Origin of the sequence: Pantoea sp. SS70 (assembly GCF_029866845.1) — a bacterium.
GTDB classification, from domain to species: domain Bacteria; phylum Pseudomonadota; class Gammaproteobacteria; order Enterobacterales; family Enterobacteriaceae; genus Pantoea; species Pantoea leporis.
Window position 1 is genome coordinate 2,117,901 of the sequence record NZ_CP117199.1, and the last position, 13,363, is coordinate 2,131,263.

At 56.2% G+C, this 13,363-nt stretch carries 10 protein-coding genes; 3 read left to right on the forward strand and 7 right to left on the reverse strand.

All coding sequences use genetic code 11. The features are described 5' to 3' along the window. Positions 1-166: 166 nt before the first annotated feature. Both PO881_RS09885 and PO881_RS09890 read right to left on the reverse strand, forming a co-directional pair. Positions 167-1,441: an MFS transporter gene (locus PO881_RS09885; protein WP_110866203.1), complete on the reverse strand. Its 1,275-nt coding sequence runs from the start codon at positions 1,439-1,441 to the stop codon at positions 167-169. After that, complete coding sequence (locus PO881_RS09890; RefSeq protein WP_280171720.1) at positions 1,438-2,859, reverse strand: M20 family metallopeptidase; 1,422 nt, start codon at positions 2,857-2,859, stop codon at positions 1,438-1,440. The genes PO881_RS09885 and PO881_RS09890 overlap by 4 nt, the downstream gene beginning before the upstream one ends. 148 nt (positions 2,860-3,007) lie before the next feature. Here PO881_RS09890 and PO881_RS09895 point away from each other — a divergent pair, with 148 nt between their 5' ends. Continuing rightward, positions 3,008-3,934: a LysR family transcriptional regulator gene (locus PO881_RS09895; protein ID WP_192233930.1), complete on the forward strand. Its 927-nt coding sequence runs from the start codon at positions 3,008-3,010 to the stop codon at positions 3,932-3,934. 1 nt (position 3,935) lies between these two features. Here PO881_RS09895 and PO881_RS09900 read toward each other — a convergent pair whose 3' ends face one another. Further along, positions 3,936-5,531, reverse strand: coding sequence for an ABC transporter substrate-binding protein (locus PO881_RS09900; RefSeq protein WP_110866206.1), 1,596 nt, complete (start codon positions 5,529-5,531; stop codon positions 3,936-3,938). A gap of 126 nt (positions 5,532-5,657) precedes the next feature. Here PO881_RS09900 and pepT point away from each other — a divergent pair, with 126 nt between their 5' ends. Next, positions 5,658-6,884 (forward strand): peptidase T, encoded by a 1,227-nt coding sequence (pepT, locus tag PO881_RS09905; protein WP_110866207.1) that lies wholly within the window; start codon positions 5,658-5,660, stop codon positions 6,882-6,884. Between the two features lie 34 nt (positions 6,885-6,918). On the opposite strand, the gene PO881_RS09910 is transcribed toward pepT, so the two are convergent. Beyond that, complete coding sequence (locus PO881_RS09910) at positions 6,919-7,698, reverse strand: transporter substrate-binding domain-containing protein (protein WP_110866208.1); 780 nt, start codon at positions 7,696-7,698, stop codon at positions 6,919-6,921. A 16-nt stretch (positions 7,699-7,714) separates the two neighbouring features. Further along, entirely contained in the window at positions 7,715-8,881 is a 1,167-nt protein-coding gene (locus PO881_RS09915; protein ID WP_280171721.1) for a methionine aminotransferase, read from the reverse strand. A 126-nt stretch (positions 8,882-9,007) separates the two neighbouring features. On the opposite strand from PO881_RS09915, the gene PO881_RS09920 reads away from it, so the two are divergent. Further along, complete coding sequence (locus PO881_RS09920; protein WP_192233938.1) at positions 9,008-9,850, forward strand: LysR substrate-binding domain-containing protein; 843 nt, start codon at positions 9,008-9,010, stop codon at positions 9,848-9,850. Here PO881_RS09920 and PO881_RS09925 read toward each other — a convergent pair. Together PO881_RS09925 and PO881_RS09930 are read right to left on the reverse strand one after the other, a co-directional pair. Further along, positions 9,847-11,514, reverse strand: a complete 1,668-nt coding sequence (locus PO881_RS09925; protein ID WP_192411791.1) for a methyl-accepting chemotaxis protein — start codon at positions 11,512-11,514, stop codon at positions 9,847-9,849. The genes PO881_RS09920 and PO881_RS09925 overlap by 4 nt on opposite strands. Before the next feature lie 213 nt (positions 11,515-11,727). Continuing rightward, positions 11,728-13,245: a carboxylesterase/lipase family protein gene (locus PO881_RS09930; protein ID WP_280171722.1), complete on the reverse strand. Its 1,518-nt coding sequence runs from the start codon at positions 13,243-13,245 to the stop codon at positions 11,728-11,730. Between the last annotated feature and the right edge of the window lie 118 nt (positions 13,246-13,363).

Here is a 13,363-nt window from a genome sequence, read left to right on the forward strand (position 1 = left end):
AAGGACGTCCCGTCTCCGCCGGTCCGTCAGGCAGACGAGTGAAGTGAAGGTACCGCGCTAGCGGCGCGAGGACCGCCGGCCCAAAAGTGGCCCCGGCCAGCACACTCGCCGTTGCCTTAGCTGACAAGCATTACGCCATAAGTGGCGACCTGTAACCCTGAAACCTTTATAAAACCCGCTTCTGGCTGCGCAGCAGCGCCAGGCCGCTTAACACCGACATCGCCATCAGATAATAACCGGGCGCCAGACTGGTGCCGGTCACGCTAATCAACAGTGTACAAATCAGCGGGGCAAAGCCACCAAACACCGTAACCGCCACGTTATAGCTGATCGCCATGCCGCTGGCGCGCGTACCCATCGGGAACAGATCCGCCATCACCGACGGCACCGTTGAGAAGTAGATCGACTTCAGCAGCGCCATCCAGCACACCAGCAAAATCAACGTAGTCGGCGTGGTGTGATCAACCACCAGCTTAAACGCCGGATAGATGGTGACGATCAGCAAAACCAACGATCCCCACATCAGCGGCACGCGCCCCACCCGCTCGGCCCATAACCCCATAATGGGCGTGACCACCGTCAGAATAACGCCCGCCAACAAGGTAGCAGTAAACGCCACGCTGCCCGACAGGTGCAGATTTTTGGTAGCGTAAGTCGGCACATAGTTCAGCATGTAGTTCACCGCAGTCGAAATCACCATTAGGCCGATCGCCAACAGCATCAACTCCTTCTGGCGACCAAACAGACTTTTCAGCGGTGCGGCTTCCGGTTTGTGCTCAGCAAAGCTCGCCGGTTCATGTACGTGACGTCGGATATAGATCCCCAGCGGGCCAATCAGCAGGCCGAAGGCGAAGGGAATACGCCATCCCCAATCCTGAATCTGGCTTTCGCTGAGAATCTGCGTCAGTCCGAGTCCAAATGCCGACGCCATCAACGTACTGGCGCCCTGCGTGGCGAACTGCCAGCTGGCGATAAAGGCTTTGCGCTCCGGGAAGTGTTCAACCAGGAACGCCGTCGAGCTGCCAAATTCGCCCCCGGCGGAGAAACCCTGCACCAGACGCGCCAGCAAAATCAGCAGCGGTGCCATCAGGCCAATGCTGCTGTAGCTCGGCATAAAGGTGATGACCGCGCCGCCGAGCATCATCAGGTTGATCGATAACAGCAGCGCTTTTTTTCGACCGTGACGATCGGCATAGTTGCCCAGCACAATCGCGCCCAGCGGACGAATCAGGAATGACACACCAAAACTGCCAAAGGTCAGCAACATTGAAACCGACGGATCGCTGGTAGGAAAGAAAGCATGCGCAATGTAGCTGGCAAAAAAGCCGTACACGGCGATATCAAACCACTCCAGCGCGTTACCGATACAGGTCGCGAACAGCGTTTTGTGCAGATTGGGCTTCGCTGCGTTCAACGGCATCGTGGTATTTAATGTACTCATTGGCCACCTCCAACGTGCGCACGATGCTGCGCCACCAGTTCCGTTCCCTGCTCGCCGAGATCCCACAGCAGACGCGTCATAATCTGCAAACCTTCGCGGGCAATCGATTTCAACATATGCTCATTGACGCCATGCTGGCCGCAAGCTGGATACGAGTGCGGCACCCATAAGGTTGGCAAACCGAGAATGTCAGAGAACACGTCATTGGGCAGCGAACCGCCGAGGTTAGGCAGCAGCGCCGGTTTCTTGCCGCTGGTTTCCGCCATGCTGGTCAGCACCCAGTTGACCAGCGGATCGGTGGGATCAAGGCGTGTCGCGGGCGATCCGCGCATAAACTCCACGTCAACATAGCCAAAACCGTGCTGATGCAGATGGGCGCGCACATGCTGGGCGAGATTTTCCCAGTCGGTACCCACCACAAAACGCAGCTGACACACGGCGGTGGCGCTGCCCGGAATAGCATTCATTGGACGCGCCGGATTGCCGGTGAGAAACGACAACACTTCCAGCGTGTTCCAGCCATACAGGCGTTCGGTTGGCGTCAGTCCCGGCTCGCCCCAGTTCACGTCGATATCGGGATCGCCCGGCATGCCGCCCACATCGATATCGCCGAGAATATCGCGCACCTGCGGCGTCAAAGAGTTGGGTTTCAGCGCCTCAACCTGCAACACGCCCTGCGCGTTGACCAGCGAGGCGATGGCGTTGGCCAACTGCGTACCCGGATTGCTCAACAATCCGCCCCAGTTGCCGGAGTGATAGGCGTTGTCACGCGCGTTAACGGTCAAACGGAAATTAACCGCGCCGCGTGAGCCCAGGAACAGCGTTGGACGAACTGCATTGAGGCGCGGACCGTCTGAAGCAATAAACAGATCGGCTTGCAGCAGTTCGCCATGCTGCTGGCACAACTGCGCCAGCCCTGGCGAGCTGATCTCTTCACCCATCTCAAACAGTATTTTGCAGTTAAAGCCCAGGCTGCTGCCGCGCAACGCAAACACCTGCTCCAGCGCCGCCAGATTAACGCAGTGCTGGCCCTTATTATCCGCGCTGCCACGCGCATACCAGCGATCGCCCTCTTCAACCATCTGCCATGGTGATAAGCCGTCGCGCCAGTTTTCATCATCACCAAACACCACATCGCCGTGACCATAGCTGAGCAAGGTTGGCAGCATGGGATCTTCAATGCGTACCGCCACGAGGAACGGTCGATTAGCGGCTTCCGGGTTGTCGATGAAATGCAACGTGAAGCCCAGAGCGATCAGCTGCGGACCGATCTCATCCTGCAAATAGCGCTGTAATTCGTTGTCACGATCGTCGCGCTGGCTTTCGGTACGTTGCGCCACGCGACGCGCCAAAATTCGTTGAAACTCCCCGCTGTCAAAATAAGCGGTGGCTTGTTGAACCGCCTGTTGTGCTGTCATGTTTGCCCTGTCTTTTATTGTTTTGTCGTTAAGGCATCTTTGCGGAAACACTGCTTTGCCACAATTATCAATTTATCGAGTAAGATTTGCTTTTATAGCAAAGCTAGCCTGCCCGATTTCGAGGCATGCACCACCATGAGGCATCCGCATGTTAAGCAGTGAAATCCGCTATTTTCTCGCCGTCGCTAATACTGGCTCGCTCAGCGCCGCCAGCGAACAGCTGTTTGTGGCGGTGTCGGCGATCAGCCGGCAAATTCAGCGGCTGGAAAATCAGGTTGGCGTGCCGCTGTTTGCGCGTCACGCGCGCGGCATGGTGTTGAACGAAGCGGGGGAAATCTTTGCACATCACGTACGTAAGAATCTGCTGGATATGGAGTATGCGCTGGCGGAAATTAAGGGACTGAAAGCGGTGCGCCGCACGTTGATTCGCGTGGCCTGCACCGATGGGCTGGCGTTTACGCTGCTACCTCGTTTAATCGCAGATTTTCGCAATGACAATCCGGGCGTGCTGTTTGATGTGAAAGTCGCCAGCACGCAAGGCGTGGCGGAAGCGCTGCGCAACGGCGAGTGTGACGTGGCGCTGCAATTTAGTCTTCACGCTGAGCGCGGTGTGGAAGTGATGGGTTCATGGCCGGCACCGGTATTAATCGTGATGCACCAAACGCATCCGCTGGCCAACGCGCCGCAGGTCACGCTCGCCGATCTCAGTCACTATCCGCTGGCCTTGCCGCAGCAAAACACCACCGTGCGGCAACTGTTTGAGCTCGCCAGCCATATGAACGGCAGCCTGGTTGAGCCGGTGATGACCTGCGATACCTTTTCGATGTTGTTTCAATTCCTGCTGCGCACGCCGCAGGCGGTGACAATTTGCAGCGCCTTTACCGTGCTGCAGGAAGCGGAAACGCACGGTTTGATTTTGCGCTCGGTAGGCATCGATCAGCTGAGCCAGCGCACCTTGCAGCTGCAGACGCAATCAGGGCGACCTCGCAGTGCCGCCCTGAATGTGTTTCTCACCTTTTTGCTGCAACAGCTGGATGCGTTAGAGGAACCGCTGCGCCAGCGCTGGAAGCCGTGACTCAGTTCTTGATATCCACCGGGTAGAAGATGTGTTTACCGAACGGATCGACCTGATAACCACTCACCGATTTGCGTACCGGCTCGAAAATGGTTGAGTGAGCAATCATCACCGCTGGCATTTGGTCATGCATAATCTGCTGCGCTTGCTGATACAGCGCCACGCGTTTGTCGTGATTTTGCTCGGCGCGCGCTTCGGTAATGATCTTCTCAAACGGCTGATAACACCATTTTGACGAGTTGGAGCCGCCATTCGCCGAGGTGCAGCTGTAAAGCGGACCGAAGAAGTTATCCGGATCGCCGGTCGCCGTGGTCCAGCCCATCAGCGCCGCCTGATGCTCACCGCCTTTCACGCGCTTGAGGTATTCGCCCCACTCATAACTGACGATATTGGCTTTGATACCCACGTTGGCCCAGTCCGCCTGAATCATCTCCGCCATTCGTCGCGCGTTTGGATTATACGGTCGCTGTACCGGCATCGCCCACAGGGCGATTTCGGTGCCTGGCTTAATCCCCGCCTCCTGCAGCAGCGCTTTGGCTTTCTGCGGATCGTAGTCGTAATCCTTCAGATCTTTATCCGCACTCCACACGTCCGGCGGCAGGATGTTTTTCGCTACCGTGCCAGTACCTTTGAAGATGGCATCAATGATCGCCTGCTTATTGATCGCCATCGCCAGCGCCTGACGCACCTTGACGTTATCCAGCGGTGCTTTGGTGGTGTTGAACGACAGGAAACCGGTATTCAGGCCTGATTTCTGTTCCAGCGTTAAATCGGGATTGGTGCGCATCTTCTCCAGATCGGCCGGATTGGGGAACGGCATAATCTGGCATTCATTTTTCTCCAGCTTGGCATAACGCACCGAGGCGTCCGGCGTGATCGAGAAGACAATACGATCGAGCTTCGCCTTGCCCTGCCAGTATTCCGGGAAGGCTTTATAGAGAATGCGCGAATCTTTTTGATACTGCACCAGCTCAAACGGCCCGGTGCCAATCGGCTCCATATCGACCTTCTCCGGCGTGCCGGCTTTCAACATCTGGTCGGCGTATTCAGCCGAATGGATCGAGGCAAAATACCAGGCTAAGTCGGCGAGGAATGGCGCTTCAGCGTGAGCTAGGGTGATGCGCACGGTATTGTCATCGACCTTCTCAATGCTGGTGATCAGCTTCGCCAGCTCGAGGCTCTCGAAGTTGGCATAGTTACCGCCGGAGACATTGTGGTAGGGGTTTTTGGCATCCATCTGGCGCATAAACGAGAAGATTACGTCGTCGGCGTTAAAATCGCGCGACGGCTTAAATAGCTTGTTGCTCTGGAATTTCACCCCTTTGCGCAGATGGAAGGTGTAGACCTTACCATCCGGGCTGATATCCCAGCTCTCGGCAAGGCTCGGCACCAGTTCGGTGGTGCCGGGCGTGAAGTCCACCAGGCGGTTGAAAATCGGTACCGCGCTGGCATCGACGCTGGTTCCCGACGTGTACAACTGCGGGTTAAAGTTCTCTGGCGATCCTTCTGAACAGTACACCAGCGTTTTTGCCGAAACCCCGCCCGCGACCGCCAAGCCGATTGCAGTGAGAGTGAGATTTGCCATCATTTTTTTCATCATGATCCTCGCTTTTTATTGACTTCCATGAGTCTGCTTCGTTATGTAATGTTCATCTGATTAATAAATAACATGATTTAACCAGCACGCGTACTACAGACGCCGCAATGCTAATAAGGAATTGTGATGACAGACCAACTTGCCAGCCAATTGACCCAGCGTTTCTACCGTTATCTGGCGGTTTCCAGCCAGAGCGATGCCAAATCAACCACGCTGCCGAGTACGCCGTCCCAACATGCGATGGCAGAGTTACTGGCCAAGGAGCTGGACGAATTGGGTTTACAGGATATCGTGATTGACCAGCACGCCACGGTCACTGCGGTGAAACCCGGTAATCGCCCTGATGCGCCGCGTATCGGTTTTATCACCCATATTGATACCGTGGATGTTGGCCTGTCGCCGGATATCCACCCGCAAACCCTCAGGTTCACCGGGGAAGATCTGTGCCTTAACAGCACGCAGGACATCTGGCTGCGCGTGGCGGAACATCCGGAGATCAAACCTTATCTCGGGCAGGAGATTATCTTTAGCGACGGCACCAGCGTGCTGGGCGCCGATAACAAAGCAGCGGTGACGGTGGTGATGACGTTGCTGGAGAACCTGCGCGGCGATCACGGTGATATCGTGGTGGCGTTTGTGCCCGATGAAGAGATTGGCCTGCGTGGCGCAAAAGCACTGGATCTGGAGCAGCGCTTTAACGTCGATTTCGCCTGGACTATCGACTGCTGCGAGCTGGGTGAAGTGGTGTATGAAAACTTCAATGCCGCCGCCGCTGAGCTGGTGTTTACCGGCGTGCCGGCGCATCCGATGTCGGGCAAAGGCGTATTGGTCAATCCGCTACTGATGGCGCATGACTTCATCTCCCGCTTCGATCGCTTAAAAACCCCCGAACATACCGAAGGCCGCGAAGGTTATATCTGGTTCAACGATATGAATGCCAACGCCAGCCGCGCGGTGTTGAAAGCCTCGATTCGTGATTTCGATTTGCAGGGTTTTGATGCGAAGAAACAGCAACTGGTGGAAGTGGCCGATGAAATCGCCGCGCGTTATCCCACCGGCCATGTAGCGCTGACGATTAACGATACTTACAGCAATATCAGTAATGCAATTGGTGAAGATCGTCGTGCGATTGACCTGATTTTTGCCGCGTTAGAGCAAGTGGGCGTGGAACCCAAGGTGATCCCGATGCGCGGCGGCACCGACGGTGCAGCGCTGTCAGCGAAAGGGCTGCTGACGCCGAACTTCTTCACCGGCGCGCACAACTTCCATTCGCGTTTTGAGTTTTTGCCGGTTCCCTCGTTTGTGAAGTCGTATCAGGTGGCAGAAGCGTTGTGTTATTTAGCCGCGAAATAAAAAAAGGTCGCCATTCATGGCGACCTTTTTTAGGTTATTTGCTCGCTGAAACATCAATCCCAGGGAAGAATTTCGCCGCCAGCTTAGTGACGGTGCCATCGGCTTGCACCTTGGTGATTGCCGCATCCAGCTCTTGTTTCAATTTGTCATCGCCTTTACGCAGACCAAAACCGATACCGGTGCCGAGAATGGTGTCATCTTCTACCGGCTTGCCGGCAAAGGCGAAACCTTTACCCTGCGGCTTTTCGAGGAAGCCCGATTGACCGGCAGCTGACATCACCAGCGTGCCGTCAAGACGACCGGCAACCATGTCGTTGTAAACCTGGTTCTGATCCTGATAAGAGGTCACCGTAACGCCCTGCGCTTCCCAGTGTTTCTTGGCATAGGTTTCCTGGATCGAACCCTGCAGCACCCCGATGTTTTTCCCTTTCAGTGATTCGGCGGTTGGCAGCAGCTTCTCGCCCTCTTTCACGATTAACATGGTCGGAATGCGGTAGATCGGCTTAGTGAAGTCGATGCTTTTCGCCCGCGCTTCGGTGATGTTCATTGCGGAGTTAATGGCATCAAATTTTTTCGCCTGCAGCGCCGGAATCAACGCATCAAAGCTGCTTTCCACCCACTTACAGTCGAAGTTGCCTACCTGACAAATCGCTTTACCCAGTTCGATATCGAAACCTTCCAGTTCGCCCTGCGCGTTGCGGCTCTCAAAGGGCGGATACTGCGATTCCAGACCATAGCGTAAGGTTTCCTGCGCCAGCGCGTGCGCCGAAGTCAGCATGCCCAAAGCGACAAACAGTGCGTTCAATTTTTTCATTATATTTACCCCTAAGTTACCCTTTGACCTGGCAGAGCGCTTCTGCACCGGCCTGAAGTGTTGCGTCGTCTTTTGCGAATGACAGGCGAATTAATTTATTGTCAGTGCCGTCCATATAAAACGCCGACAGCGGAATGGTGGCCACACCGTGATCGACGATGAGACGTTTTACCATTTCGCTATCACTTTCGTCACTGAAATGTCCGTAGCTGGCCAACATAAAGAACGAACCCGCGCTCGGCAGCAGTTTAAACGGCGAATCCTCCATCAAGGTCAGCAGGCGATCGCGCTTCTCCTGATAGAACGGCGACAGCTGCAGATAGTTCTGCGGATTTTGCAGATAGTGAGCAAAACCGACCTGCATCGGCGTATCGGCGGCGTACATCATGAACTGATGGACTTTGACGATCTCTTCCATCAGCGCTGCCGGTGCCAGCGCATAACCCACGCGCCAGCCGGTGACATGGAAGGTTTTACCGAAGGAGGAAACCACCACGCTGCGCTGCGCCAGTTCCGGATGCGTTGCCATGCCGCAGTGCTTACGGCCATCAAACAGGATGTGTTCGTAGACTTCGTCAGACAGCACCACAATATCGGTGTTGCGCGTCAACGCGGCTAACTGATCCAGATCCGCAGCTGACAGCACCTGCGCGCTGGGATTGTGCGGCGTATTGATAATGATCATGCGGGTGCGCGGCGTAATGGTGGCGCGCAGTTCCTCCCAATTGATGGCGAAATCCGGCACCTGCAACTTCAGGCCAATTGGCGTAGCGCCCTGCAGACGGACCACCGGCGCGTAGCTGTCAAAAGCCGGTTCGAAGAAGATCACTTCATCGCCTGCGTGGACCAGCGCGGAAATCGCCATGTAAATGCCCTGGCTGGCGCTGCCGGTGATCAGCACTTCGCTGCCGGCATCATAGTGCTGGCCATACAGCGTGTGAACTTTCTCCGCCAGCGCTTCACGCAGCGACGGCAGGCCGGTCATTGAAGCGTATTGGTTATGACCGTCACGCATCGCCTGGCTGACCAGCTCAACCAGCTGGGGATCACACGGGAAGTTGGGTGCGCCTTGCGACAGGTTAATGGCTTTATGCTGCGCCGACAGCTGGCCAATGACGCTAAAAATCGTCGTGCCGACATCGGGCTGTTTGGAAGAGATGTTCACACTGCTGTTCAAGGTCATCGGTGCCTCGTAAGGTTGCATAACCACGTATCGAAAGTAGATTTCTATTCAACGGTGTGCGGCTTGAGTCGACAAGCGAATTGTTGTCATAATAGCCATGATTAAAAATCATAGCTTGAGGTTGTTATGTCCCGCTCTGCTCTGCCGCTCAATGCCATCCACGCGTTTCTGGTCACCGCGCGCCATCTCAATTTGACGCGTGCCGCCAGCGAGCTGTGCATCACCCAAGGCGCGGTGAGCCGTAAAATCGCCACGCTGGAGAGTTGGCTGGGCTTCGCGCTGTTTACCCGCCACGCCCGTGGTCTGCATCTCACCGAACAAGGTGCCGCGCTGCTGCCGGAATTGCAGCAAGGTTTCGCCATGCTGGTGAATGCCACAGAAAAAGCCAGCCGCAGCAACGCCTCGATTCGTCTGAAAGCGCCTACCTGCGCCATGCGCTGGCTGGTGCCGCGTCTGGTGGCGCTGGAACAGCAGCGGCCAGATATTCACGTAGCGTTGACCACCACACTCGATCATGGCTCACAGCTCGATAACTTTGACGCGGCGATTGTGTTTGGCCCGTCGCCAGCCGGTTCGATTTGCCTGTTTGAGGAGCGTTTAACGCCGGTGATGGCCAGCAGCGTCACGCCGCCCACGCAGATTGGCGAACTGGCGAAGTTTACTTTTCTGCATCCCACGCCGGATTCACGCGACTGGCAGCTTTGGCTGGCCGGGCTGGATGCCGCGTTGCCAATGGCGCGCAATCAGCATTTCGCCACCATGGATCTCGCGATCAGCGCTGCGATTCAGGGTTTTGGCGTCACGGTGGCGGATGTCACCTTGGTGCAGAACGATGTGGTGAATGGGCGACTGATTGCGCCGTTTGCCACCAGTGTGGCGACCGGCGCAAGCTACAGCCTGTTACAGCGGGCGGAAAAAGATGCGCCACCGTTCCTGCCGGAACTGGTGGCGTGGTTATCTGAGGTTTAGAACGAGACCCATTCGTCAGAGGCTGATTTCGGCTGTGCGAGGCCTGCGCCGGTCAACACCGGCCGACGCAGCGCGGTTGGCGATACCACGACCTTATTCACAGGCGCGCTGTCCGATAGACGGAATTTCGCCACCGAGGCCTGCAGCTCTTGCGTCTGGCGCTCCAGCGCGCTGGCAGCGGCAGAAACTTCCTCAACCAGCGAGGCGTTCTGCTGGGTGACGCTGTCCATCTCGGTGACGGCGGTACCGACCTGCGAAATCCCTTTGCTCTGCTCTTCTGACGCAGCAGCGATGTGCTTCATGATTTCATTCACATCCTGCACCGACTTAAGAATGTCGTGCATGGTGCTACCCGCGCTGCTCACCAGCGCCGACCCTTTTTCCACGCGCTGCACGGAATCTTCGATCAGTGTGGCGATCTCTTTCGCCGCACCGGCGCTGCGCTGCGCCAGATTGCGCACTTCACTGGCCACCACGGCAAAACCGCGGCCCTGTTCACCGGCGCGTGCGGCTTCTACCGCGGCGTTCAGCGCCAGGATGTTGGTCTGGAAAGCGATACTGTTAATCACGCTCGTGATCTCAGCGATCTTCTTCGAGCTGCCTGAGATGCCTTGCATGGTGGTAACCACTTCGCCCACCAACCGTCCGCCCTGCTGTGCGGTGCCGGTAGCGGTTTCAGCCAGCGAACTGGCCTGACGCGCGTTGTCGGCGTTGAACTTCACGGTGGCAGTTAACTGCTCCATGCTGGCCGCCGTTTGCTCCAGCGCGGCCGCCTGCTCTTCGGTACGCGATGAGAGATCGTTGTTGCCGGAGGAGATCTCCGCTGCGCCGCGATAAATGTTTTCAGTGCCGCTGCGAATCGCGCTTACCGCTTCGCGCAGGCTGTCCTGCATGGCACGCAGCAGCGGCACCAGCTTGCCGACGCAGTTACGGCCAAAATCTTCCACCGGCTGGCTGAGGTCGCCCTGCGCAATAATCGTGAAATGGTTACGGATACGCTCCAGTGGTTTCACCAGCATCGCCACCAGATAGCGATCGGTAAACAGCAAGATAAACAAGCCAATCACCACCGCCACCAGAATAATGACTTTAGTGATGCTGGTGAGCTTATCGACGGTGACGCGCGTCTCATCCAGTTTGCTGCCTGCGGCTTTATTGAAGGCTTCCGCGCTGGCACCAAACGCACGACTAAGTGGCGGCGTGACGTTATTGGCTTGCGCACGATAGGCTTCAAGCGTGCCCTGCTGCGCCAGCGATACCTGCGGTGCGATGCCTTCATCGAGCAGTTTTTGCCAGTTGGCGATGACGCTATTGGCGGTCTCCGCATCCATCGGACCTGGCGCCATGGTTTTAAACTGCGCCAGCAGCGTTTTCATATTGTCGAGCGCTTGTTGCACCGGGGTAAAAGCATCAGCACCGACTGCGCTGCCTGAGGCGCGGCCTTCCATCACGCGAGACAGACGCGTAACGACACGAAAATATTGATCATTTCCTTTGCTTAAAATGGTCATTTGATTGACCAGTTGGCGGTCAATCTCGTTGCCCTCGCCGAGGGCGTTCAGTGAGTGGACGCTAAACAGCCCAACGGCACACCACAGCAGGCAAAACAGCCCAAGAATGGTGAGCAATACGGCGCGGATGGTGAAATTTTTTAAGATACCCATACATAATCCCTTGGTGTGAAACGCGAAGGAGGCCCGATAAAATCGGGCATATTGCGTTTATCGGCATCGGATTGGGAAAATGTAACGGTTTTGTAAGCTAATTAATTGCTTACTGACGCAGGTAAGGAATATGCGCTTTTATGATTTATCAGCAAGATAGGCGATAATTTGCCTTATAAATTGATTTGCCAGATTACACCATTAGCACGCTCATTAAAGCTTAACGTGGCTGCGCATCATCAAACGGAACAAACGCAGCCGTCCACGCATAAAGCGCGCCTTTACCACCGCCTGGGCTTTGCCCTGATCGCCCAGCGCCAGCGTCAGATCGTCGCCCGGTCGCCAGGCTGGCCAATCTACTTCACCCGCTAAGTGCGAGCTGAACTCGCTGGCTTCACGCGCGAAGGTGACCCAATAAGCGCTGACTGTGGAGGCGAACGCTTTATCCTGCTCGCTGTAGCTGCGTTCCGCTGGCGGCGCTAGCGTATCCAGCGTGTTAAAGACATAGGGAATTTCGTTGCCGTGCCATGTTCCGTACGGATAGAGATCGCGCGCATTTTCGGAGACGTAATCGAACCAGTAACGCCATGCGGGCAGGCCGATATTGTGCTGCGCCTGAGCGATGATTAACGGTAACACCGTGAACGCCATATCGCGCGCCACCGCACGTCCCAGCAGCGCATCATCATGAATGTCGTACAGCCACTTCATCAGGCGATAACTGATGCGGTTTTTGCTGCGCATCTGTCGCAATACTGCCGTGGCATCCACGCCAAAATAGTCCAGTACGCTGGCTTCATCGCTGTTGCTGCCGATCATTAACGGAATGCGATGCTGCTTGCCGGAGATAAACGTGGTTAACATCGGTTTCGGCAGTACCGCATCGCCGCTGATGGGCACCGGGCCGAGCGCCAGCGGGCGTTCTAACGGCCAGAATTGTTCGGCCGGTAGCTCGCGCAGCTGCTCGGCGCTGGCATCTTCGGGTAACGCAAAATGCGCCGCGACCTGTAAACCGATCTGTTGTGCCTGCTTTTGCGGGATGTCGGGCAGGCTGTAGGCGCTTTGTACGATGCCCTTGTGAAACAGCGCCTCGGAGAGCGGCGAGCAGCACAGCGATAACACACTACGCGCACCGGAGGATTCACCAAACAGCGTCACGTTATGGCGATCGCCGCCAAAGGCAGGAATGTTGCGCTGAATCCACTGCAAAGCAGCAATTTGATCGAGTAAGGCAAAGTTGTTGATCACGCGCCCGTCGGGGTATTGCGCATCCAGCGCCGGATGAGAGAAAAAACCGAAGTGACCGAGGCGATAATTGAGCGTTACCACCACCACACCTTGCGCCGCCAGCGCTTTACCGCGATAAGGATCAAGATTACCGGCGCCGATGGAAAATCCCCCGCCATGCAACCAGACCATTACCGGCAACGGCCGCGAAGGCTCAACATCCGGCGTCCAGATATTCAGGTAGAGACAATCCTCACTAAAGCGACCGGGATCGCCACCGCCGGCGGCCACGCAATAGTCACGATTTTGCCAACTTGCTGCGCCCCATTCGGTCGCATCACGCACCTCTTGCCACGGCTGGACCGGCTGCGGCGGTCGCCAGCGTAAAGCGCCAGTAGGTGCAGCTGCGTACGGTATTCCTTTAAAGACAAAAAGATCTTCGTCCATCAGGCCTCTGAGTTCCCCTTCTGCGGTCATGATCCTCAGACGTCGTTCATTTTTCATCTCGGCTTCCCTAATAATGCATCGTTCCATTATTTGCAGGCCTTAGACGAATGTCCATGTTCTGAAAGCATTTGCAGATTAAGCCGAAACGCGGCGCGATTCTTTGAACAACTCCATC

What these genes read in the sequence shown, in the direction of transcription:
- PO881_RS09885 (WP_110866203.1), bottom strand. Translation starts at nt 1,441, where the DNA reads ATGAGTACATTAAATACCACGATGCCGTTGAACGCAGCGAAGCCCAAT.
- PO881_RS09890 (WP_280171720.1), bottom strand. Translation starts at nt 2,859, where the DNA reads ATGACAGCACAACAGGCGGTTCAACAAGCCACCGCTTATTTTGACAGC.
- PO881_RS09895 (WP_192233930.1), top strand. Translation starts at nt 3,008, where the DNA reads ATGTTAAGCAGTGAAATCCGCTATTTTCTCGCCGTCGCTAATACTGGC.
- PO881_RS09900 (WP_110866206.1), bottom strand. Translation starts at nt 5,531, where the DNA reads ATGAAAAAAATGATGGCAAATCTCACTCTCACTGCAATCGGCTTGGCG.
- pepT (WP_110866207.1), top strand. Translation starts at nt 5,658, where the DNA reads ATGACAGACCAACTTGCCAGCCAATTGACCCAGCGTTTCTACCGTTAT.
- PO881_RS09910 (WP_110866208.1), bottom strand. Translation starts at nt 7,698, where the DNA reads ATGAAAAAATTGAACGCACTGTTTGTCGCTTTGGGCATGCTGACTTCG.
- PO881_RS09915 (WP_280171721.1), bottom strand. Translation starts at nt 8,881, where the DNA reads ATGACCTTGAACAGCAGTGTGAACATCTCTTCCAAACAGCCCGATGTC.
- PO881_RS09920 (WP_192233938.1), top strand. Translation starts at nt 9,008, where the DNA reads ATGTCCCGCTCTGCTCTGCCGCTCAATGCCATCCACGCGTTTCTGGTC.
- PO881_RS09925 (WP_192411791.1), bottom strand. Translation starts at nt 11,514, where the DNA reads ATGGGTATCTTAAAAAATTTCACCATCCGCGCCGTATTGCTCACCATT.
- PO881_RS09930 (WP_280171722.1), bottom strand. Translation starts at nt 13,245, where the DNA reads ATGAAAAATGAACGACGTCTGAGGATCATGACCGCAGAAGGGGAACTC.